The sequence below is a fragment of the Micromonospora hortensis genome, assembly GCF_022230935.1.
GTDB lineage: Bacteria > Actinomycetota > Actinomycetes > Mycobacteriales > Micromonosporaceae > Micromonospora > Micromonospora hortensis.
In genome coordinates this window covers 77280-99395 of sequence record NZ_JAKKFE010000005.1, presented here as the reverse complement: position 1 = coordinate 99395, position 22116 = coordinate 77280, and the positions used below count along the sequence as shown (strand labels likewise).

The window sequence follows — 22116 nt, the reverse complement described above, 5'->3', positions numbered from 1 at the left end:
TTGACGGATCAAAACCGAAGCGTGAAACTTCCATGCATCCACGTACTTCCATGCATTGATGGAGGGCTCCATGTTCCGACGGCTCGGCAGGTTCCTCGCGGCACTGGCGTTGACCGCCGCCACCACAGTGGCCGGCGTCACCCTCACTGCCGGCGCGGCCCAGGCGGACGGCTGCTACACCTGGGGACGCACCCTGTCCCAGGGGGCGTCCGGCGAGGATGTCCGACAACTCCAGATCCGGGTCGCCGGCTACCCCGGCTACGGCGCGGTGCTCACCCTCGACGGCGCGTACGGCCCGGCCACCCGATCGGCGGTGATCCGCTTTCAGCAGGCGTACGGGCTGCCCGCCGACGGCATCGCCGGCCCCCAGACGTTCAACCGGCTCTACGCCCTCCAGGACGACGACTGCACCCCGGCCAACTTCAGCTACCCCGAACTGAACAAGTGCAACAGCGACTGGTCCGGCGGCGCGGTCTCGGCGAGCACCGCCCGGTTCAACGCGCTCGTCTCGATGTGGAAGCTCCAGGCCATGCGGCACGCCCTCGGCGACGTGTCCATCGCGATCAGCAGCAGCTTCCGCAGCTACGCCTGCAACAGCGCCGTGGGCGGCGCGTCGAACAGCAGGCACCTGTACGGCGACGGGGTGGACCTGGTCGGCTCTCCGTCCTTCTGCCGGCTGGCGCAGCAGGCCCGCAACCACGGCTTCGGGCAGATCCTCGGCCCCGGCTACCCCGACCACAACGACCACACCCACGTGGCGGCGGTCGGAGGCTGGTCAGCGCCCAACTGCGGCATCTGACACCCCGCGCGCGGGCCTCGCGGCGCCGGTCCCTCCCGCGCGGGCCTCCCGGCGCCGGTCCCTCCCGCGCGGGCCTCCCGGCGAAGATCGCGCTCGAACATGGAAGTAGTGGCCTCCAGCACCGGGGAGGCCACTACTTCCTGGATCGAGCACGATCATGCGGCGAGCAGGCCGCGGCACGCGGAGCGCGGGGGGACTCCGCTACTCGGCGGCGGCGGACGGACCGATGTTGGTCCGTGAGCTGACCACGTCCAGCACGTGGGTCACCGCCTCGGCGACCGGCACCCCGTTGCGCTGGGAGCCGTCGCGGTAGCGGAAGGAGACAGTGCCGGCAGCCACGTCGTCGTCGCCGGCGATCACCATGAACGGGATCTTCTGCTGCTGCGCCGTCCGGATCTTCTTCTGCATCCGGTCGTCACCCGCGTCCACCTGCGCCCGGATGCCCTCGGCGCGCAGCGCCGCGACGAAGCCGTGCAGGTAGTCGGTGTGGTCCTCGCGGATCGGAATGCCGACCACCTGCACCGGCGCCAGCCAGGCCGGGAAGGCACCCGCGTAGTGCTCGGTGAGCACCCCGAAGAACCGCTCGATCGACCCGAACAACGCACGGTGGATCATCACGGGCCGCTGCCGGCTGCCGTCGGCGGCCTGGTACTCCAACGCGAACCGCTCCGGCTGGTTGAAGTCGACCTGGATGGTGGACATCTGCCAGGTCCGGCCGATGGCGTCACGGGCCTGCACGGAGATCTTCGGCCCGTAGAACGCCGCGCCGCCCGGGTCGGGCACCAGGTCCAGACCGGAGGTCGCCGCGGCGGTCCGCAGCGCTTCGGTGGCCTCGGCCCAGTCCTCCTCGGCCCCGATGAACTTGGGCGAGTCGTCCCGGGTCGACAGCTCCAGGTAGAAGTCGTCCAGGCCGTAGTCGCGCAGCAGGTCGAGCACGAAGCTGAGCAGCGTGGACAGCTCGCCGGCCATCTGCTCACGGGTGCAGTAGATGTGCGAGTCGTCCTGGGTCAGGCCGCGAACCCGGGTGAGGCCGTGCACGACCCCGGACTTCTCGTACCGGTAGACAGTGCCGAACTCGAACATCCGCAGCGGCAGCTCCCGGTACGACCGCCCGCGCGACCTGAAGATCAGGTTGTGCATCGGGCAGTTCATCGCCTTGAGGTAGTAATCCGCGCCCTCGAGCTGCATGGGCGGGAACATGGTGTCCGCGTAGTACGGCAGGTGACCGGAGGTCTGGAACAGCTGCGCCTTGGTGATGTGCGGGGTGTTGACGAACTCGTACCCCGCCGCCTCGTGCCGCTGGCGCGAATAGTGCTCCATCTCGCGGCGGATGATGCCGCCCTTGGGGTGGAAGACCGCCAGGCCGGAGCCGATCTCGTCGGGGAAGCTGAACAGATCGAGGTCCGCGCCGAGCTTGCGGTGGTCGCGCCGGGCGGCCTCCTCCAACAGCTTCAGGTACGCCTTGAGCTCGTCGCGGGTCGGCCACGCGGTGCCGTACACCCGCTGCAGTTGGGGGTTCTTCTCCGACCCCCGCCAGTACGCGGCGGCGGAGCGCATGAGCTTGAACGCGCCGATCAGTCGGGTGGTCGGCAGGTGCGGACCCCGGCACAGGTCCGACCAGCAGACCTTGTCCTCCTTGGCGTCGAGGTTGTCGTAGATGGTCAGCTCGCCGCCGCCCACCTCCATCACCTCGTCGGTGTCCAGGCCCTCGCCCTTGACCTCGATCAACTCCAGCTTGAACGGCTCGTCGGCCAACTCCGAGCGCGCCTCGTCCAGGCTGCCGAAGCGGCGGCGACGGAACCGCTGCCCGGACTTGATGATCTCCTGCATGCGCTTCTCGAGCTTGCTGAGGTCATCCGGCTGGAACGGCTTCTCGACGTCGAAGTCGTAGTAGAAGCCGTTCTCGATGGGCGGACCGATGCCCAGCTTGGCCTCGGGGAAGATGTCCTGCACGGCCTGGGCGAGGACGTGCGCGGTGGAGTGGCGCAGCACGTTGAGCCCGTCGGGCGAATCCAGGCTGACCGGCTCGACAACGGTCTCCTCGGCCGGCGCCCAGTCCAGGTCGCGCAGCTGACCCTCGGGGTCGCGGACCACGACGATCGCCTTGGGGCCGTTCGCGGGCAGTCCGGCCGCGGCCACCGCGTCGGCCGCCGTGGTCCCGGCGGCGACGACGACGGGGTCGGCCACGGCGGGGGTACGGGGTGCGGACACGGTGACTCCTCCAAGTGGTACGAAACGGTGCCGATCCTCGGCTCCTGCCGATGCTATCGGTCGCCCCGCCCGCGACCGGGAAGGGCACCTCCTTACCGCCGACGTTGAACCTTTCGCGCCTCGCAGCCGAACTAGAAGGTGTGGCCGGAAACCGGTGCCGGCCGCGTCGACACGGATGGGGGCACGAGATGGCGAGCACGTACGGCGGTGGCCGTCTGCGGCGGATCGTGGCGGCGACCGCGGTGACCGCCGCTGGGCTGCTGCTCTGGCCTGGCACGGCGTACGCGGCGGACGTGACGACCACCCCGACCGAGGCCCGGCAGGGCGAGGCGGTACGGCTGGAGCTCAGCGTTCCGGAGGAACGGGCCGGCACGAAGACCAACCAGATCGAGGTCCGGCTGCCGGCCGACGCGCCGATCGCCGAGGTCTACCCCATGTCGGTGAACGGCTGGGCGCCCCGGATCAGCTCCCGCACCCTGGACAAGCCGGTGGCCGGTATCCACTCCTCCGGGGTGAGCACCGTGACGACAGCGGTGACCTGGGTCCGGGTCGGTAAGAGTGACCCCGGCCCGGCTCGGCTGGCGCTCTCCATGGGGCCGATGCCGCAGGCCGAGCGGCTCACCTTCGAGGTCGTCCAGACGTACGCCGATGGCACCGTGGTCCGGTGGGCGGACGCCACCGGCCCGCACCGGGCCCCGACGCTCGCCCTGCTGCCGGCGGCGCCCGGCGCGGCGGGTCCGGCCGCACACGGCGGGCATGCCGGCCCGGCGGCCGGCGCGCCGCCCGCCGCGCAGAACGGCGTGGACGCCGCGCCGCCGGCCCGATCGGGCAGTGCCGACGAGGGCAGCGCCGACGGGATGTTGGCCGCCGGCCTGCTGGCCGGGCTCGGTGGCGGCGCGGCGATCGGCTGGCTGGTCAGCCGTTGGCGCCGACGCGACCCGGACGAGGCCAGCGCGCTCGCCGAGGTGACCGGCGGCCCGGACGAGGCCGCGACGCTGGCCGAGATAACCGGCCGCGGGAACGACACCGCGACGCCAGACCCGACGCCCACCGACCCGCAATCCGCCGACCCGCAGGCCAGCGACCCGCAGCCCAGCGACCCGCAGCCCGCTGTTCCCGCAGCATCGCGGTGATCATCGCGGGTTCCCGGGGAACCGTGGCGTCCCCTCCGCCCGGACAGCCCGATCTAGCGGTGATCCACTCGGCTTTCAGGGAACCGCGGCGTCCCCGTCGCCCGGATGACCCGATTTGCGGGAAGCCGAGTCGATCATGCCCGACGCAGGCAGGGCAGCCCCGACGCAGGCAGGGCAGCCCGAGGCGTCAGGGGAGCCAGGTAGCCCGGGGCGTCAGGGGAGCCAGGTAGCCCGGGGCGTCAGGGGAGCCAGGTAGGTAGCGGCTCGCGGGCGGCCAGCCACTGTTCGGGCACCCCGCCCGGGGTGCCGACGCCGGTGTGCGCCGCCACCACCGCTCCGGCGATGGCGGCGGTGGTGTCCACGTCCCCGCCGGCCCGTACGCACGTCTCGATGGCCGCCGGATAGTCGTCGAGGTGGGTGGCGGCCACCCAGAGGGTGAACGCGACGGTGTCCTGGGCGGTCACCCGGGAGCCGTTGCCGAGCGCCTCCACCACCCTGGGCAACGGCCGGCCGAGCAGCCCGGCAGCCCGGTGTACGCAGCGGTGCACCTCGGTGCCCGGGTCGAGTGCGGCGGCGATCCCGGCGAGCAACCGCTCCGGGGCCGGCCGGTGCCCGTCGAGGCGGGCCCGGGACGCCAGCGCGGCGGCGACGGCGACGGCGATCGCGCCGGCGATCCCCTCCGGGTGCGCGTGCGTCACCTCGGCGGACGCGCGGGCCTGTGCCGCGGCGCGCGCTGTCGAGTCGGCGAAGTACGCGCCCAGCGGGCCGACCCGCATCGCCGCACCGTTGCCGCAGGAGCCCTGCCCGTCGAAGGCGGAGGCGGCGGCCAGCGGCCACGGGGTGCCGTCACGGATCAACCCCAGGATGAGCATCGCGCCCGCGCCGTAGCCTCTGCGCTCAGTGCGTCGCTCGGCGAAGGAGAGGGCCAGCCGGTCCCGGTCGATGCCACCGGAGTCGGCCAACTGGGCGAGGACCGAGCAGGCCATCTCGGTGTCGTCGGTCCATTCCCAGGGCGCCGGCGGCAGCGCGTCGGCGGCGAGATCCACTGGCGCCGGCCCCGGCAGGAAGTACTGCGCGCCGAGCGCGTCGCCGGTGGAGAGACCGGCGAGGCTGTCCCGGGCGAGCGCCAGGCGGGCATCGGCGAACAGGGTGAACGACATCGTCGTACCAGCTTGCCCGGTCGCCAGGCACGCCGCAACGCGATCAACTTGCCAGGCCAAGTACGGTCTTGTCGTGGCCTCCGTGCTCCTGGTCGAAGACGATCACGTCGTACGCGGCGCGATGCTGCGGTCCCTCACCGACCGGGGGCATGCCGTGCACGCCGTGGGTACGGCGTTGGACGCCCTGCGTCGGGTCGCCGCGGAGACACCCGACCTGGTGGTGCTCGACCTCGGCCTACCCGACCTGGACGGCTCGGACGCGCTGCGGATGTTGCGCGGCATCACCGACGTTCCGATCATCATCGCCACCGCCCGCGACGACGAGCAGTCGGTGGTCAAGCTGCTGCGCGCCGGCGCCGACGACTACATGGTCAAGCCGTTCACCGGGGCGCACCTGGACGCCCGGATCACCACAGTGCTGCGCCGGGCCGGCCGGGCCAGTCGGTCCGTGCAACCCGCGGTGCACAGCGTCGGCGGGCTGCGGGTGGACGTGGGCGAGCGCAGCGCCCAGCTCGACGGGGAGCCGCTGGCGCTGACCCGCAAGGAATTCGACCTGTTGGCGTATCTCGCCGCACGACCTGGGCGGGTAGTGTCCCGCCGGGAACTCTTGGAGGAGGTATGGCGGCAGCCATCGGTCGGCGAGGATCAGACCATCGACGTTCACCTGTACTGGCTCCGCAGAAAGATGGGCGAGTCCGCGGCGAAGCCGCGCTACCTGCGCACCGTGCGGGGGGTCGGATTCCGGCTGGTGGCACCGGACTGAGGACGGCGCTGGCCCTGCTCACGGCCGGCATGTGCAGTCTCGTGGCGCTCGCGTTCCTGATCCCGCTCGGGCTCAGCCTGCGGGAGCAGAGCCGGGACGAGGCGATCGCCGACGCGGCGCGGCGCAGCGCCCTGGTGACCGGCGCGCTGGCGGTGAGCACCGACCCGGCGGTCGTCGAGCGTGCCGTGGTGGCCAGCGCCGAGGGCGCACCCACCCGGCCCGTGGTGCACGGGTTGGGGTTGGACGAGTCCGCTGGTCGGGCCAGCGGCAGCGACCTGGACCGGGCCCGCTCCGAGCGCCAGTCGTTGGTCGTCGACGTCGACGGGGGTGTGGCCCGGCTCGACCCGGTCGTCCTCGGTGACCGGACGGCAGTGGTCGAGGTTTTCCTTCCGGAGTCGACGCTGGGCGAGGGCGCCGGCGGCACCTGGTTGCTGCTGTTCGCTGTCGGTGCGGCGATGGCCGGCGCGGCGGTGCTGGTGGTCGACCGGGTCGCCGCCCGCGCGGTGGACTCCACCCGCGGTCTGGTCAAGGCCGCGCTCTCCATCGGCGACGGCGACCTCGGCGTACGCGTCGAGCCGACCGGTCCGCGCGAGCTGGCCGAGGCCGGGTACGCCTTCAACCGGATGGCCGACCGCCTGGACGCCGCCCGGACCGACGAGCGGGAGCTCGTGGCCGACCTGTCGCATCGTCTGCGTACCCCGTTGACGGTGCTGCGGTTGGACGCGGAGGCGTTGGAGTCCGACGACACCAGCGTGGGTTCGTTCAGCCCGGCGGAGTTGGACAGGCTGCGCGGGATCCGGCGGATCCGGCAGGCGATCGTCACCCTGGAGGGTGAGATCGACGTGCTGATCAAGACCACCCGTAAGACGGTGGCGCTCGAGGCCGGGCCGGCGATGTGCGACGTCAGCGAGGTGGTCCGGGACCGGATGGTGTTCTGGGCGGCGTTGGCCGGCGACCAGAACCGGCCGCACCGGGTCAACGGCGCCCAGCTGCGCATCCCGGCGCCGGTGCCGCGGGCCGAACTGGCCGCCGCGCTGGACGCGGTGATCGGCAACGTCTTCCGCTACACCCCGCAGGGCACCGCGTTCGAGGTGGCGGTGTCCCGGCGCGACGGTTACGTGGCGATCCGGATCGACGACGCCGGCCCCGGCATCGCCAACCCGGACCGGGCGCTGCGCCGGGGCACCAGTGACCAGGGCTCGACCGGGCTCGGGCTGGACATCGCCAAACGGGTCGCGTTGCAGGCCAACGGTTCGGTGAGCATCGACCGCGCCCGGCTGGGCGGCGCCAGCGTGGTGATGCTGCTCGCCGACCCGGAGGCGACGCCCCGGCAGGTCAGCCGCTTCGGTCTGGTCGGTCGGATGGCCCGCGACGCCCGCGACACGAAGGCCACCGGACGTCGCTGGCCCCGCCAGCGCCCCACCGACGACTGACCCGGCCGAACCCGGGGCTGTGCGCCGGCGCAAGTCTTCCTTAGATCGCGGTTAACGACCGCGTTGGATCGGCTGCGGGCTGACAGGATCACAGCACGAACCCACCAGTTCCACCGGCCGAGCGCACCACGCACCCACGGCCGGTGGAGCCGCGCGCGCGGCGGGAGTCACAGGTCCCCCCACACCCACGCTCCCGCCGCGCGCCCTGCTCAACCAACCGGCCAACCGGTCACCCGAGCGGGCGACCAGCCCAGCCGGCCGATCAGGTCAGCCGGCGGTGGCGAGGTACGCGTCGATCTCGGCGAGGATCCGCTGCTGGCCGGCGGCGTCCAGGAAGGACGCGGTCACGGCGTTGCGGGCCAGCCCGGCCAGCCCCTCGGCACCGACGCCGAGCAGGCGGGCGGCCACCGCGTACTCGTCGTTGAGGGTGGTGCCGAACATCGGCGGGTCGTCGGAGTTGATGGTGACCAGCAGCCCGGCCTCGACCAGCCGGGGCAGCGGGTGCTCGTCGAGGGTGGCCACCGCCCGGGTACGGACGTTGGACGTCGGGCAGACCTCCATCCCGATCTGCCGCTCGGCCAGGTACGCGAGCAACTGGGGATCCTGCGCGGCGGAGATGCCGTGCCCGATCCGCTCGGCACCCAACTCGTTCAGCGCGTCCCAAACGGTCTGCGGCCCCGTGGTCTCCCCGGCGTGCGGCACCGAGCGCAGCCCGGCGGCGCGGGCCTGGTCGAAGTACTGCCGGAACTGCGGTCGGGGTACGCCGATCTCCGGACCGCCCAGACCGAAACTGACCAGCCCGTCCGGGCGCTCGTCCAGCGCGATGCGCAGCGTCTCCTCGGCCGCCGGCAGGCCGGCCTCGCCGGGGATGTCGAAGCACCAGCGCAGCTCGATGCCGAAGTCGGCCAGGGCGCGCTTGCGGGCGTCCTCGATGGCCTCGCAGAACGCCGGCGCGGGAATGCCCCGTCGGACGTGCGAGTACGGCGTGATGGTCAGCTCCGCGTACCGGACCTGTTGGCGGGCCAGTTCGCGGGCCACCTCGTGGGTGAGGATCCAGACGTCCTCCGGGTCGCGGATGAGATCCACGACGCTCAGGTAGACCTCGATGAAGTGCGCGAAGTCGCGGAACTCGAAGTAGTTGGCGAGCGCGTCCGGGTCGGCCGGCACGGGGGTGCGCCCCTCGTGGCGGGCCGCCAACTCGGCGACGATCCGGGGCAGGGCGGAGCCGACGTGGTGCACGTGCAGCTCCACCTTGGGCAGGCCGGCGATGAAGGTGGACAGGTCGGTCACTGGTTCTCCTGGGCATGGTCGCCGGTGCGGGCGACGACGAAGACGCGGCGGAACGGGAAGTACACCTGACCCTGCCGCACCGGGTACGCCACGGTGAGCCGTACTCCCAGCTCGGAGCGGAAGGCGGACCAGCCGGCGGCGTCCAGTGCGGCCCGGACCGGGCGCAGCGCGGTGCCCTCCATCCAGGCCAGCACCGGGTGCTCGGCGGCGGGTCGAGCCGGCAGCAGGTGCACGTAGGTAGTCTCCCAGGCGTCCACCGCGCAGCCGGCGGCGGTCAGCAGCTCCGCGTAGTCGGCCGGGTCGTCGACCGGGTCCGCACGCAACAGCGGGGCGACCTCGGCCCGCCAGGCCGGCCGGTTGGCGACCTCCCGCAGGGCACGGTGCGAGTCGGCGGCGAAGTTGCCGGGGACCTGCATGGCGAGCCAGGCGCCGGCGGGCAACTCGGTGGCCCAGCGGCGCAGCAGCTGCTGGTGGCCGGGAACCCACTGCAGGGCCGCGTTGCTGACCACCACGTCCTCGTCGCCGGCCGGGCACCAGTCGCGCAGGTCGGCGACCGCGAAGTCGACCGGCGCGCCGAGGGCCTCCGCCCGCTCGATCATCTCGGGCGAGGAGTCGAGGCCGCGCACCCGGCTGGTCGGCCAGCGTTCGGCGAGGACGGCGGTGAGCTGGCCGGGGCCGCAGCCGAGGTCGACCACCGCCCGGGGTCGCTCGGCCGGGATCCGGGCGAGGAGGTCGTGAAACGGCCGGGATCGCTCGTCGCCGAAGCGCAGGTAGGTCGTCGGGTCCCACATGGTCGCCTCCAAACCGTACGTCCGTACTGCTAACCGTACGGCTCGCGTGGCAGGGTGGCAACCCGATCACTAGGCTCGGGTCATGGAACAGCGCAGCTTCAACCGGCTCGGCCGGACCGTTGGCGCGGTCGGCCTGGGCGCGTGGCAACTCGGCGCCGACTGGGGCACCGTCAGCGAGGACGACGCGATGGCGGTGCTCGCCGCCGCCGTGGACGCCGGGGTCACCTTCCTCGACACCGCCGACGTGTACGGCGACGGCCGCAGCGAGCAACTGATCGGCCGCTTCCTGCGCACCCGACCCGACGCCGGGCTGACCGTCGCCACCAAGATGGGCCGCCGCGTCGAGCAGCGCCCGGAGGCGTACACCCTGGCCAACTTCCGGCAGTGGACCGACCGCTCCCGGGCCAACCTGGGCATGGACACCCTGGACCTGGTCCAGTTGCACTGCCCGCCCACCGAGGTCTTCTCCTCCGACGAGGTCTTCGACGGTCTGGACACCCTAGTCGCCGAGAAGGCCATCGCCGGGTACGGAGTCAGCGTCGAGACCTGCGACCAGGCCCTCACCGCGATCGCCCGACCGGGGGTGGCGAGCGTCCAGATCATCCTCAACGCGGTCCGCCACAAGCCCCTGGAGCGGGTGCTGCCAGCCGCGGCCGCAGCCGGTGTCGGCATCATCGCCCGCGTGCCGCTCGCCAGTGGCCTGCTTTCCGGTCGCTACGACGAGCACACCGAGTTCCCCGCCGACGACCACCGCAACTACAACCGGCACGGCGCGGCCTTCGACGTCGGCGAGACGTTCTCCGGAGTCGACTTCGACCGAGGTCTGGCCGCCGTACGCCGGCTGGCCCCGCTCGTCGACGCGGACCGCACGATGGCGCAGTTCGCCCTGCGCTGGGTGTTGGACCAGGCGGGCGTCACAGTGGTCATCCCCGGCGCCCGCGACGCCGACCAGGCCCGGCGCAACGCCGCCGCGGCGGCCCTGTCCCCGCTCACCGACGAGCAGTTGGCAGCCGTCCGCGAGACCTATGACGAGCTGATCCGCCCGCAGGTGCACGACCGGTGGTGACCCGCGCGCCCGAGGTGCTCGCCTCACGCCGCCCGGCCGGCGATGCTGGACGGCGGCGCGCCGCCCCGGGCGGCGGAGAGGGGACGCGATGAGGGGTTGGCTTCCGCTCACCCTCGGCCTACTGGCCGTGGTGATCGGTGCGGTGTGGACGGTCCAGGGTCTCGGCTACGTCAGCGGCAGCGTGATGACCGACGAGAAGATCTGGGCGGTGATCGGCCCGCTCGTGACGGCGGCCGGGCTGGTGGTGCTCTGGCTCGGCCTGCGCTCGCGTCGACGCTGACCCGCCCGCTGCACCGGCGAGCCTGAGGCTGACCGCTCGCCGCACCGCGAACCCGAGCAGGCGAAAGCCCCGCATCCCAACCGGGATGCGGGGCTTTACCGTGACCCTTGAGCCGGATCGTCCCACTGGCCGGCGGGGGCCGGCCGTCCTACTCAGATGGGACGGACCTGCTCAGCCTGCGGGCCCTTCTGACCCTGAGCGATCTCGAACTCCACCCGCTGGTTCTCCTCCAGCGAGCGGTAGCCGCTGGTCTGGATGGCCGAGAAGTGGACGAACACGTCAGCACCCCCACCATCGACGGTGATGAAGCCGAAGCCCTTGTCAGCGTTGAACCACTTCACGGTTCCCTGAGCCATGTGTTTCTCCCTCTAAAAACTGGCGGCCGTGCACGCCGTCCGGCCGATTGGCCGTTTTTGAGCAGCGGCGCCTGAGGCAGCCCCACGAAGGAGACTTCTCTCAACCCACGCCATCTCGCAACAGCGGGGACCAGCAAATCACGGACGTAAAAAGTCTGTCACGACCTCTCCGACGAATTTCTCCGACATGTGACCTGACGGATGCCTCAGGTACGCTGGGCGGCGTGCGATGCCATGCGAAAGCCCCCTTCCCATCGATGCGGGAAGGGGGCTGAAGTCGCTGCTGGTCAGTCCGGCCAGCTGCCGGTCATCCGGCGTACGCCGACCGCGCCGCCCCGGTCCACGGCGGCCCGGACGACCGCGAAGATGGCGCCCTGCAACGCCGCGGCGGCCAGGATCTCGCCCCAGCCTCGATCCTCGTCGGTCGCGTTGGGCGCCTCACCGTCGCCCGCGGTCACCTTCCAGACCTGCCGGAAGATCGCCCCGGCCACCGTGCCCGCGGCGATACCCAACAACACGCCGACCGGCCGGTACGCGACCCTGCCGATGCTCTTACTCACCTACGCCTCCCCCGCACGATCATCAGCACCACCACTGTGGCCACCGCGCCGGCCGCGATGGCCGCCCACGGCACCGGGTTGCGGCGCACCCACTCGCCCTTGTCGTACGCCTGCGCGCGTACCAGCTCGCCCTTTTCGTACGCCTGCGCCCGCGCCATCCCGTCGCCACGCGCGGCCTGCCCGCGGACCCGGGCGACGGTCTGCGCCGCCTGCTCCCGCATCCGCTCCTTGGCCTGCTCGGCGGACTCCTTCAGACGCGCCTTGACGTCGGCCTTGGCGGCCAACGCCTCCATCGTCTCGCCCAACTCGACCCGGGTGCGACGGATCTCCTCGCGGAGGGCCTCCGTGTCGCCGGTCCCGTTACCGGTCATTGCCGCCCCCTGTCCTTCACCGCGGCGGTGACGGTGTCCATGTCTGCCCGGAGGCTACGGACCGTGGCCGCCGGCACCGGCGGGACGGCACGGCTGACCTGTTTCTTGCCCACCAGGGCGAGGATGCCGGCCACCAGGAAACAGGCGACCGCCACGATCAGCGCCGCGGCCCAGGCGGGCAACACCAGGTCGAGCAGCAGGATCGCCGTGGCGACCAGCGCACCCAGACCGAAGAACGCGAGCGCGCCACCGCCGCCGAACAGGCCGATCCCGATGCCCGCGTGCTTACCCTTCTGGGTCAACTCCGCTCGGGCCAGCGTCAGTTCGTCCCGTACGAGGCGGGAGATCTGCTCAGTGGCCCGCTGCACCAACTCGGCGGTGGAGGGCTCGCTCCCGTTCTGGGATGTGCGGGCTTTCGCCACGTCAGCCATGCTGTCCTCCTTTCCTCATCACCGCGCTGTATGCCCGAAGTCGCCGCTCGTCAATCCTAAAGCGCGCCAAGCAGCTCACCGTCCCCGTTGTCCGGACGCCGCGCCGCCGATACGCGGCCAGCCGCCGCGATCACGCCAGAGACGTCCGGCAGCACATCCCCCACCCAAGCCCGACCAAACCTCCGCACTCGCCCTCCCTCGCCCCGGCCCCCGCCCCCGGCCCCGGACCTCGGCCCCGGACCTCGGCCCCGGACCTCGGCCCCGGACCTCTCGGCCCCGGCCCCGGCCCCCGGACCTCGGCCCCGGCTCCCGGCCCTCGGCCCCCGGCCCGCCCGCGCTCCCCGCCACCGCAGCGGTGATCATGAGGTTGGCGGGGACAATCCGGGCGAAATCACCGGTCAAGTCAATGATCGTCGGGGTCCACCGCGCGAGATCGCGCTCGATCCTGGTTGTAGTGGCCTCGACGCGGACGGAAGCCACTACAACCAGGAAGTTGCACGATCTTGCGGGGCGGGGCGAGGCGAGGCGAGGCGAGGCGAGGCGAAGCGGGGCAAAGCGGGGCGGGGACGGGCGAGGGCGACGCGGGGCCGAGCGAGGGCGAGGCCGAGCGAGGGCGGGGCCGGGCCGGGCGAGGCCGGGCCGGGCGAGGCCGGGCCGGGCGAGGCCGGGCCGGGCGAGGGCGACGCAGGGGCGGGGCCGGGCCGGGCGAGGGCTATTGGGGGCGGGTTTCTTCGGGGCCTACGAAGGCTTCGCTGCGGGCGTCGCCGTCGTCGCTGCCGCCGAAGACACGGGCGTCGTCGGGCGCCTCGGTGTCGGACGGGCGGCGGCCCGGCCGCCTCGGCTGCACCCACTGCCAGGACAGGTTGCTGCTGGAGTCGCCCAACTCGGCGCGCAGCCGGGGCATCGCGGTGGGGCGGTTGTCCCGGATCCAGGCGACCAGGTGCTCCCGGACGAGGCAGCGCAGGTCCCACAGGCTGCCCGCGTCGGCGGCGCTGACCAGCGCGCGCAACCGGACCGTCCCGCCGGTGGCGTCGGTGACCTGCAGGACGCAGACCCGCCCGTCCCACAGCTCGGTGCCCTCGACGAGGCGGCGCAGCTCCTCGCGCATGGTCTGCACGGGCACCGCCCAGTCGACGTCGAACTCGGCGGTGCCGAGCACCGCCGCCTCCGTCCGGGTCCAGTTCTGGAACGGCTTGCTGGTGAAGTACGAGGTGGGCAGGATCAGCCGGCGGTCGTCCCAGATCTGCACCACGACGTAGCTGAGGGTCAGCTCCTCGATGCGACCCCACTCTCCCTCGACGACGACGACGTCGTCGAGCCGGACGGCGTCGCTGAAGGCGAGCTGGACGCCGGCGAAGACGTTGCCGAGCAGGCTCTGCGCGGCGAGCGCGGCCACCACACCGACCACACCAGCCGAGGTCAGCACACCGGCGCCGATGCCCCGCACGCTGGGGAACGTCATCAGCATCACGCCGACGGTCAGGATGACGATCACCGCGATGGTCAGTCGGCGCAGCATCACCACCTGGGTCCGGACCCGCCGGGCGTGCCGGTTGTCGGGTACGTCGACCCGGAACCGGGCCAGCGCGGTGTCCTCCACGACGACCAGGAGGCAGGCGACCAGCCAGGCGAGGGTGGCGATGACGCCGAGGATGAGCAGGTGCAGCAGCAGCCGCCGCCAGCTCTCGCCGACCGCGTACCCGGTGGTGAAGCGGACGGCGAACTGCACGGCGAGGACCGTTCCGGCGACCTGGAACGGGCGGTGCGCGTGGTCGGTCAACTCGGTCAACAGCAGTGACCGGCGGCCGAACCGCCGGGTCATCCGGTGGACGATCTCGACCAGGAACAGGGCGACCGCCGCCGCGACGAGCGCGGCGACGGCCGTTTCGAGATAGTTCTGCACGGCTTCGGTGCTCCCCTTCGACCAGGCGTCGGGCACTTCGGGCAAAAGCCCAAGAGTGCCCGACGGCCCGGGAATCGACCAGTTCAGACCTTGCGGTACCGGGACTGGAGGAAGCAGTAGACGCCGAAGGCGGCGATGCCGAGGGCGACAAGGGTCAGCAGGAACATGCCGTAGGACTGCTCACGCAGGGTGTGCAGCGCGGCGTCCAGACCACGGGCCTTCTCCGGGTCGTAGTTCACCGCCGCCACGATGACCAGCAGACCGGCGATGCCGTACGCGACGCCCTTGGCGATGTATCCGGCCATGCCCAGCCGGCGGGCGAGCTGGCGGGTCTTCGGGCTCATCTCGCCGGTCTTGAGGTGCTTCTCGAACTTCTTGCGGGCACCGTAGATCACCAGACCGATGCCGATCGCGGCGACGACCAGCCCGGCCAGGCCGACCAGCCAGCGGCCACCGCTGGAGGTCATCAGCTTGCCGGTCAACGCCTCCTGCTGGTCGGCGCTGTTCGACCCCGCGTCCTTGAAGACCTTGAAGGCGGTCCAGGCGAAGTAGAGGTAGACGATGGTCCGGCCGGCCGAGGCGAGCCGTTCCATGACCCGCTCCTTGCCGCGCTCGGCGCGGTGCCCGACCGCTGCCTCCAGCGCCTGCCAGATCGCCATCGCGAGCAGGCCGACAGCGACGGCGATGACCAGGAACTTGCCGAGGGGCTGTGCGGAGAGGGTACGCAGCGCGCCGGACTGGTCGCCGTCGTCGGACGACGTGCCGAACGCGATCTGCAACGCCAACCAGGCGAAGAGGAGGTGGACGATGCCGTAGCCGATGAAGCCGGCCCGGGCGAGGAGTTCCAGCCACCGGCTGTCCGCCGTACGGGAGGCGGTGGCTTCGGCGCTACGGGTGAGTGACATGGCGTCACAATCTCCGATTCTGAAGATTCCCAAACGTCGGCCACCGCCGCCCGCCCAGGTCAGCTGCCCGGGTTGCGCGATACGCGAATCTTGACCTGCTGGTCGGTCACGCTGTCCAGCGTGACAGCGAAGCCCCCGGCCTCGGCGGCCTGCTGCCCGGTGGTGAGGGTGAGCTGCTCACCGGCGACCTCGACGGTCACCTGGTCACCCTCGGCGCCGACCAACTTGGCCTCGACGCCCAGGATGGTGGTCCTCGCGTCGACACCCCGCTCGAAGGTGACGGTGCAGGCGTCCACCGAACAGTCGGTGGAGGCGCCCTGGGAGCTGCACCCGGCGAGCACGGCGAGGCCGAGCGCCAGACCGGCGAAGAGACCGGCGGCGCGGCGGACGGAAGGAATGGGCATGGTGGCGGGTCGGTTCGTCACCTCGCCAAGAGTACGAGACATCCGCGACGTCGCCGCCCAACGGTGATCACCTGGCGGCCGACCAGCGTACGAGGAGCACCGGCTAGGGTCCGGACATGCCGTTCGACATCGCCCGCACCCGGGCCGCGTACCCCGCTCTGACCGAGGGCTTCGTCCACTTCGACGGTGCCGGCGGCACCCAGACCGCTGCCGGCGTGATCGACGCGGTCACCGATGCCATGCGGTCGGCGGTCGGCAACCGCAGCGCCGCCTTCCTCCCGGGCCGCCGGTCGTTGGAGCTGGTCGCCGAGGCCCGCTCGGCGGTGGCCGACCTGCTCGGCGCCGACCCGGCCGGGGTGGTGCTCGGGCCGAGCGCTACCGCGCTGACGTACACCCTGGCTCGCACGCTCGGCGCGGCCTGGCGCCCGGGTGACGAGGTGGTGGTCTCCCGGCTCGACCACGACGCGAACGTGCGGCCGTGGGTGCAGGCCGCCGAGGCGGCCGGCGCGACGGTGCGCTGGGCCGAGGTCGACCGGCAGACCGGTGAGCTGCCCGCGGCCCAGTACGCGGACCTGGTGGGTGAGCGGACCCGCCTGGTCGCGGTGACCGCCGGCAGCAACGCCATCGGCACCATGCCGGACGTGTCGGCGATCGCCAAGACAGCGCACGCGGTCGGCGCCCTGGTCCACGTCGACGGGGTGCACTCGGTGCCGCACGGGCCGACCGACCTGGCCTCGCTCGGCGCCGACGTGCTGGTCACCAGCGCGTACAAGTGGTCCGGCCCGCACCTGGCGGCGATGGTGGCGGACCCGGACCGGTGGGCGGCGTTGCGCCCGGCGAAGCTGGTGCCGTCCTCCGACGCGGTGCCGGACCGGTTCGAGTACGGCACGCCGAGCTTCCCGCTGCTGGCCGGGGTGGCCGCGGCGGTGGATCACCTGGCGGGGCTGGACCCGGACGCGGTCGGGGATCGGCGGGCCCGGGTGCGGGCCGGGCTGGCCGCCGCCCAGGCGCACGAGGAGGCACTGCTGGACCGGCTGCTCGCCGGGCTGGCGCAGCGGCCGGCGATCACCGTCTACGGCTCGCCGGCGCGGCGCTGCCCGACCGTCTCGTTCCGGGTCGCCGGGATGTCCCCGGCGGCCACCCAGGAGGCGTTGGGCGCCGCCGGGTTCTGCCTCTCGGTCGGCGACTACTACGCCTACGAGTACTTCCAGCTGATGGGTCTGCGCGACAGCGGCGGCGCGGTGCGGGCCAGCATCTACCACTACAACACGGCCGACGAGGTGGATCGGTTGCTCGGCGAACTCGACGCGCTGGCCGAGCGGGCGGGGAGAATGGCCGGATGAGCACCCTGGTCGAGGACAACCCGGCGAAGCACCGCTTCGAGATCCTTGTCGACGACGCGCTGGCCGGCTTCACCGCGTACCTGCCGCGCGGGGAGGTGCTGGTCTTCACCCACACCGAGGTGGACCGGGGCTTTCAGGGCAAGGGGGTGGGCGGCACGCTGATCCGCGGCACCCTGGACCAGCTCCGGGCACGCGGCACGACACTGGTGCCGCAGTGCCCCTTCATGGCCGCGTTCATCGACAAGCACCCCGAGTACGCCGACCTGGTCGCCGACCTTCCGTAGCGCGGGCCGTCAGCGGGCGCCGGTGAGCACCTCGGCGGCGGCCTGCCCGCTGGCCCGGGTGGCGCCGTGGGTGGCCAGGTGCACCGCCCCGGTGACCAGCTCGGGCACGCCCAACTCGACCACGACGGCGTCCGGCCGGGCTGCCAACGCGCGGTGCACGGCGTCGCGCATCCAGTCGTGCCGGTGCTGGTCGCGGACGACCAGGACCAGGGGACGGCTGCCCGCCCCGGCGCCCGGGTCCGCCGGCACGTCGGGTTCGGCGTAGCGGACCGTGCTGGTGCCGGGCAGCAGCTCGGTCAGCGGTCCGCCGATGCCCCACGGGGTCTCGGCGCCGATGGCGATGTTGCGCGGCGGCTCGAACTCGACGACGTGTGCCGCGCGGGTCAGGGGCAGCGCGACGGTCGCGCCCGGGGCGGCGGTGACCCGGACGGCCCGGCGGGCGGCGACCAGGCCGACGTCGGCGGCGGCGCGCGCTCCGGCCGAGCCGGCGCTGCGGGCGGCCACCGTCCAGGCGGCGAGTTGACCGACGCGCTTGGCGGCCTCGGCGAGACGTTCCTCGGGCAGCTCACCGGAGATGACGGCGGCGACGATGGCGTCGCGCAGCTCGCGGGCGGCCTGCTCGTCGGCCCGTTCGCCACCGATGCAGATGGCGTCGGCCCCGGCGGCGAGGGCGCGGACCGTCGCCCCGGCGAAGCCGTACCGGTCGGCGACCGCGCGCATCTCCATCGCGTCGGTGACCACCACGCCGGAGAAGCCCAGCTCGTCGCGGAGCAACCCGCCCAGGATTCGCTGACTCAGCGTCGCCGGCAGGTGCGGGTCGAGCGCGGGCACCAGCAGGTGACCGGTCATCACCGCCTGCGCCCCGGCGGCCACGGCGGCGCGGAACGGGGCCAGTTCGCAGGCGTCCAGCCGGTCCCGGTCGGCGGTGATCCGGGGCAGGTCGTGGTGTGAGTCGACCCTGGTGTCGCCGTGCCCGGGGAAGTGTTTGGCGCAGGCCGCGACGCCGCCGGCCTGGAGCCCGCGGACCCAGGCGGCGGTGTGTCGCGCGACCAGCGCCGGGTCGGCGCCGAAGGATCGGACGCCGATCACCGGGTTCGCGGGGTTGGAGTTGACGTCGGCGTCCGGGGCGTAGTTGAGGGTGATCCCCGCCGCGGCCAGCTCGGCGCCGAGGTCCCGGGCGACGGCCTCGGTCAGCTCCGGGTCGTCGACCGCGCCGAGGGCGAAGTTGCCGGGCCGGGAGCTGCCGTGCACCGACTCCAGTCGGGTGACGTCGCCGGCCTCCTCGTCGATGGCCACTATGACGTCCGGCAGTTCCGCGCGCAGCGTCGCGGTGAGGGCGGCCACCTGCTCGGTGTCGACGACGTTGCGGGCGAAGAGCACCACCGAGCCGAGACCCTCGCCGAGCCAGCGGCACACCCATGGTGGTGGGGTGGTGCCGACGAAGCCGGGTTGCAGGACGGCGGCGGCGAGCGCCGGGAGGTGTCCGGTCGTCGGTGTCACGCCGCCCCCTCGCAGCGATCGGTGTCGATCACCGGCGACGGTGCGCCCCCGTCGATCCGCTGGTTGCGCTCGCTCATGCGGCCCCCGTACCCCATCTCTCGCGCGCCCTCGGCGCACCGCCACCGGCAGGCGGTCCTGCCATGGTCACACTGAGCGATTCAATAGTCAATAAACCTTACAGTTGCCTGGCGGCCCGCTCCCCGGGGAGAGTGCGGGGATGGATCCCGTCCTGCTGGCCGACGCGACGAGCCCGGCCGACATCCCCGGCGTACGCCTGCTCGGCCTGGTGGTCGGCGCCCTGCTGCTCCTCGCCGCGATCCGGGCGATGTTCGGTCGACGCTGAGCGAGCCCGGCCGACCCGGGCCCGGCCGGCCGGGTGTGGCCGACCGTGACCGGGGTACGGCTCTCCCCATCAGCAGGTCCGCGTGCCGAAGGGGTAAGCCATGAAGATCGGATATTTCCTGTCCAGTGAGGAGTTCACGCCAGCCGAGTTGCTGGAGCAGGCGCGCGGTGCCGAACGGGCCGGCTTCGAGGCGCTGTGGATCTCCGACCACTACCACCCGTGGGTGGACGCTCAGGGCCAGAGCCCGTTCGTCTGGTCGATGATCGGCGCGCTCAGCCAGGTCTGCTCGCTGCCGGTGACCACTGCGGTGACCTGCCCCACCGTGCGGATCCACCCGGCCGTGATCGCGCAGGCGGCGGCGACCAGCGCGGTGCTGCACGGTGGGCGCTTCGTGCTCGGCGTCGGCACCGGCGAGGCGCTCAACGAGCACATCTTCGGCGACGCCTGGCCGCAGGCCGACGTCCGGCTGGAGATGCTGGAGGAGGCCGTCGAGGTGCTGCGCGCCCTGTGGGACGGCGGCTTCGTCAATCACCACGGCAAGCACTACACAGTGGAGAACGCGCGGATCTACACGCTGCCCGACACCCCACCGTCGATCTACGTCTCCGGCTTCGGCCCGAAGGCCATCGACCTGGCCGCCCGGATCGGTGACGGCTACGTGAGCACGATGCCCGACGGCGAGATGGTCCGACGCTTCCGCGAGAACGGCGGCGGCGACAAGCCGTGCCAGGCCGGCTTCAAGGCGGCGTACGCGGACAGCGAGGACGAGGGCATGCGCATCGCGTACGAGCGCTGGCCCAACGCGGGGGTGCCGGGTGAGCTGTCCCAGGTGCTGCCCTCGCCGCGCCACTTCGAGCAGGCCGCCGAGCTGGTCAAGCCGGAGATGTTGAAGGAGGCGTTCGTCTGCGGCAACAGCGCCGACGCGCACCTGGAGATGATCGACCAGTACGCCAAGGCCGGCTTCGACGAGGTGTACGTGGCCAACACCGGCCCGCACTACCAGGGCCTGTTCGACCTCTACCAGCGCGAGGTCCTGCCCCGCCTGCGTTGAGCCGACGATCAACGGGCCCATGATTGTCCGAATGCGTTTCGGCGGTCATGGGCTCGGGTACCTCCGGCCCTCGATGAAACTGTCCACGCACTCGATGACGTTGCGCCGCGCGGCCCGCAGCCTTTTCGGCTGGAAGGCGCTACGGCCCAACCAACTGGCCGCCATGCGGGCCGTGATGAAGCGACGCGACGCCCTGGTGGTGTTGCCCACCGGCGCCGGCAAGTCGGCGATCTACCAGATCCCGGCCAGCCTGATCCCCGGCCCCACAGTGGTGATCTCCCCGCTGCTGGCCCTCCAGCAGGACCAGATCGCCTCCCTCAACGAGCGGCAACGCCCGGAGCTGCGGGCGGTGCGGATCAGCTCGAACGAGTCGCCCACCCAGCAGGCGGAGGCGATCACCGAGATCCGCGAGGGGCGGGCGGAGTTCCTCTTCATCACCCCGGAACAGCTCAGCAACCCGGACCGGATGGCCGAGGTCGCCGCGCTGAAGCCGGCCCTGGTGGCGATCGACGAGGCGCACTGCATCTCCGCGTGGGGGCACGACTTCCGCCCCGACTACCTGGCCCTCGGGCACCTCATCGACGGCATCGGCCGACCGCCGGTGGTCGCGCTGACCGCCACCGCCTCCCCTCCGGTACGCGACGACATCGTCGCCCGGCTGCGGCTGCGCGACCCGGAGGTGGTGGTCTCCGGGCTGGACCGGCCGAACCTGTTCGTCGAGGTCGCGCACTGCCCCACCGAGGACTACCGGTGGCGGCGACTGATCGCACTGCTGAGCGACGACGAACGGCCCGGGATCATCTACGTGCCGACCCGTCGCGCCGCCGAGGAGTTGGCCACCCGGTTGACCGACGCCGGCTACCCGACGCAGTTCTACCACGGTGGGATGGCGGCCGGCGCACGCCACGAACTGCACGAGGCGTTCCTCGCCGACGAGGTCCCCATCATGGTGGCGACCTCGGCGTTCGGCATGGGCATCGACAAGCCGAACATCGCCTGGGTGGTGCACATGGCGCTGCCCGACTCGCCGGACAGCTACTTCCAGGAGATCGGCCGGGCCGGCCGCGACGGGCAACCGGCCCGGGTGCTGCTGCTCTGGCAGGCCGAGGACGTGGGCCTGCAACGGTTCTTCAGCGGCGGCCTGCCCGACGTCGACGAGCTGCGCGACCTCGCCGCGCTGCTGCGCCGCAAGCCGGCCACCAAGACCGAACTGCGCGAGACCACCGGCCTCGGGCCACGCAAGCTTGGCCAGTACCTCTCCCTGTTGGAGCAGGTCGGGGCGGCCGAACCGCGCGCACGACAGCGCATCGGCGCGCCCCGTTACTCCCCCACCCCGACCGACGCCGCCGCCGCGGCGCTGGCCGAGGCGGAGCGGCAGCAGACAGTGACCCGGTCGCGCACCGACATGATGCGGGCCTTCGCCGAGACCCGGGCCTGCCGGGGGCAGACCCTGCTGGCCTACTTCGGCGAGCAGATGACGCAGGTCTGCGGCCACTGCGACAACTGCCACAACGGCACCAGCGTGGCCGACCAGGGCGCTGTGGGTCCGTTCCCGGTGCACAGCCAGGTGCGGCACCCGGAGTGGGGGTCCGGCATGGTGCTCTCCTACGAGGAGGACAAGATGACGGTCCTCTTCGAGGAGGTCGGGTACAAGACGTTGTCGGTGCGCGTGGTGTCCGAACAGGGCCTGCTGACCCTGGACTAGCCTGACCCGGGCGCCGGTTTCGGGCCCGGTGGAT

23 protein-coding genes are annotated in these 22116 nt (G+C 72.3%); 11 read left to right on the top strand and 12 right to left on the bottom strand.

Translation table 11 applies throughout. The annotated features are described in order from the left end of the window. Window positions 1-70: 70 nt before the first annotated feature. Window positions 71-799, top strand: coding sequence for a D-Ala-D-Ala carboxypeptidase family metallohydrolase (locus NIE111_RS03235; protein ID WP_238682954.1), 729 nt, complete (start codon window positions 71-73; stop codon window positions 797-799). Between the two features lie 201 nt (window positions 800-1000). Here NIE111_RS03235 and thrS read toward each other — a convergent pair whose 3' ends face one another. Then, window positions 1001-3010: a threonine--tRNA ligase gene (gene thrS, locus NIE111_RS03230; protein ID WP_238682953.1), complete on the bottom strand. Its 2010-nt coding sequence runs from the start codon at window positions 3008-3010 to the stop codon at window positions 1001-1003. Window positions 3011-3198: 188 nt separating this feature from the next. Here thrS and NIE111_RS03225 point away from each other — a divergent pair, with 188 nt between their 5' ends. Next, window positions 3199-4143 carry a DUF1775 domain-containing protein gene (locus NIE111_RS03225; RefSeq protein ID WP_238682952.1) on the top strand — a complete coding sequence of 315 codons (945 nt, stop codon included), beginning with the start codon at window positions 3199-3201 and terminating at the stop codon, window positions 4141-4143. 239 nt (window positions 4144-4382) lie between these two features. On the opposite strand, the gene NIE111_RS03220 is transcribed toward NIE111_RS03225, so the two are convergent. After that, window positions 4383-5303 (bottom strand): ADP-ribosylglycohydrolase family protein, encoded by a 921-nt coding sequence (locus NIE111_RS03220; protein WP_238682951.1) that lies wholly within the window; start codon window positions 5301-5303, stop codon window positions 4383-4385. A 73-nt stretch (window positions 5304-5376) separates the two neighbouring features. Between NIE111_RS03220 and NIE111_RS03215 the strand changes: the two genes are divergently transcribed. Then, window positions 5377-6066: a response regulator transcription factor gene (locus NIE111_RS03215; RefSeq protein ID WP_091401712.1), complete on the top strand. Its 690-nt coding sequence runs from the start codon at window positions 5377-5379 to the stop codon at window positions 6064-6066. A 29-nt stretch (window positions 6067-6095) separates the two neighbouring features. Then, window positions 6096-7499 (top strand): HAMP domain-containing sensor histidine kinase, encoded by a 1404-nt coding sequence (locus NIE111_RS03210; RefSeq protein WP_238682950.1) that lies wholly within the window; start codon window positions 6096-6098, stop codon window positions 7497-7499. 267 nt (window positions 7500-7766) lie between these two features. On the opposite strand, the gene NIE111_RS03205 is transcribed toward NIE111_RS03210, so the two are convergent. Both NIE111_RS03205 and NIE111_RS03200 read right to left on the bottom strand, forming a co-directional pair. Further along, complete coding sequence (locus NIE111_RS03205; protein ID WP_238682949.1) at window positions 7767-8789, bottom strand: adenosine deaminase; 1023 nt, start codon at window positions 8787-8789, stop codon at window positions 7767-7769. Further along, window positions 8786-9580, bottom strand: coding sequence for a trans-aconitate 2-methyltransferase (locus NIE111_RS03200; RefSeq protein WP_238682948.1), 795 nt, complete (start codon window positions 9578-9580; stop codon window positions 8786-8788). The genes NIE111_RS03205 and NIE111_RS03200 overlap by 4 nt, the downstream gene beginning before the upstream one ends. An 82-nt stretch (window positions 9581-9662) precedes the next feature. On the opposite strand from NIE111_RS03200, the gene NIE111_RS03195 reads away from it, so the two are divergent. Next, window positions 9663-10646 carry an aldo/keto reductase gene (locus NIE111_RS03195; protein ID WP_091401706.1) on the top strand — a complete coding sequence of 328 codons (984 nt, stop codon included), beginning with the start codon at window positions 9663-9665 and terminating at the stop codon, window positions 10644-10646. A gap of 88 nt (window positions 10647-10734) precedes the next feature. Next, window positions 10735-10926, top strand: coding sequence for a hypothetical protein (locus NIE111_RS03190; RefSeq protein WP_238671989.1), 192 nt, complete (start codon window positions 10735-10737; stop codon window positions 10924-10926). Window positions 10927-11078: 152 nt separating this feature from the next. Here the strand turns inward: NIE111_RS03190 and NIE111_RS03185 are convergent, their stop codons facing one another. The 7 genes from NIE111_RS03185 to NIE111_RS03155 form a co-directional block, all read right to left on the bottom strand. Next, complete coding sequence (locus NIE111_RS03185; protein ID WP_030338233.1) at window positions 11079-11282, bottom strand: cold-shock protein; 204 nt, start codon at window positions 11280-11282, stop codon at window positions 11079-11081. A gap of 287 nt (window positions 11283-11569) precedes the next feature. Next, window positions 11570-11842, bottom strand: a complete 273-nt coding sequence (locus NIE111_RS03180; RefSeq protein ID WP_130400249.1) for a DUF4235 domain-containing protein — start codon at window positions 11840-11842, stop codon at window positions 11570-11572. After that, complete coding sequence (locus NIE111_RS03175) at window positions 11839-12213, bottom strand: DUF3618 domain-containing protein (protein ID WP_238682947.1); 375 nt, start codon at window positions 12211-12213, stop codon at window positions 11839-11841. The genes NIE111_RS03180 and NIE111_RS03175 overlap by 4 nt, the downstream gene beginning before the upstream one ends. Then, on the bottom strand, window positions 12210-12644 hold the full coding sequence (locus NIE111_RS03170) for a phage holin family protein (RefSeq protein ID WP_030338239.1): 435 nt from the start codon (window positions 12642-12644) through the stop codon (window positions 12210-12212). The genes NIE111_RS03175 and NIE111_RS03170 overlap by 4 nt, the downstream gene beginning before the upstream one ends. A gap of 712 nt (window positions 12645-13356) precedes the next feature. Continuing rightward, on the bottom strand, window positions 13357-14547 hold the full coding sequence (locus tag NIE111_RS03165) for a mechanosensitive ion channel family protein (RefSeq protein WP_238683029.1): 1191 nt from the start codon (window positions 14545-14547) through the stop codon (window positions 13357-13359). A gap of 83 nt (window positions 14548-14630) precedes the next feature. Then, on the bottom strand, window positions 14631-15452 hold the full coding sequence (locus NIE111_RS03160; protein ID WP_238682946.1) for a DUF1206 domain-containing protein: 822 nt from the start codon (window positions 15450-15452) through the stop codon (window positions 14631-14633). Between the two features lie 59 nt (window positions 15453-15511). Further along, entirely contained in the window at window positions 15512-15877 is a 366-nt protein-coding gene (locus NIE111_RS03155) for a hypothetical protein (RefSeq protein ID WP_238682945.1), read from the bottom strand. Between the two features lie 95 nt (window positions 15878-15972). Between NIE111_RS03155 and NIE111_RS03150 the strand changes: the two genes are divergently transcribed. Continuing rightward, window positions 15973-17199, top strand: a complete 1227-nt coding sequence (locus NIE111_RS03150; protein WP_238682944.1) for a cysteine desulfurase-like protein — start codon at window positions 15973-15975, stop codon at window positions 17197-17199. Next, complete coding sequence (locus tag NIE111_RS03145) at window positions 17196-17483, top strand: GNAT family N-acetyltransferase (RefSeq protein WP_238682943.1); 288 nt, start codon at window positions 17196-17198, stop codon at window positions 17481-17483. Before NIE111_RS03150 ends, NIE111_RS03145 begins: the two co-directional genes overlap by 4 nt. 9 nt (window positions 17484-17492) lie before the next feature. Here NIE111_RS03145 and NIE111_RS03140 read toward each other — a convergent pair whose 3' ends face one another. Next, entirely contained in the window at window positions 17493-18983 is a 1491-nt protein-coding gene (locus NIE111_RS03140) for a glycoside hydrolase family 3 protein (protein WP_238682942.1), read from the bottom strand. Window positions 18984-19200: 217 nt separating this feature from the next. Between NIE111_RS03140 and NIE111_RS31880 the strand changes: the two genes are divergently transcribed. The 3 genes from NIE111_RS31880 to NIE111_RS03130 all read left to right on the top strand — a co-directional run bounded on the left by NIE111_RS31880 (window position 19201) and on the right by NIE111_RS03130 (window position 22082). Beyond that, the gene (locus NIE111_RS31880; protein WP_255750123.1) at window positions 19201-19326 is read left to right on the top strand and encodes a hypothetical protein; all 126 of its coding nucleotides are present in this window, start codon (window positions 19201-19203) and stop codon (window positions 19324-19326) included. A 100-nt stretch (window positions 19327-19426) separates the two neighbouring features. Continuing rightward, a complete protein-coding gene (locus tag NIE111_RS03135) occupies window positions 19427-20377 on the top strand; it encodes a TIGR03557 family F420-dependent LLM class oxidoreductase (protein ID WP_238682941.1) in 951 nt (316 codons plus the stop codon). 73 nt (window positions 20378-20450) lie between these two features. After that, window positions 20451-22082 (top strand): RecQ family ATP-dependent DNA helicase, encoded by a 1632-nt coding sequence (locus NIE111_RS03130; protein ID WP_238682940.1) that lies wholly within the window; start codon window positions 20451-20453, stop codon window positions 22080-22082. The last annotated feature ends 34 nt before the right edge of the window (window positions 22083-22116 follow it).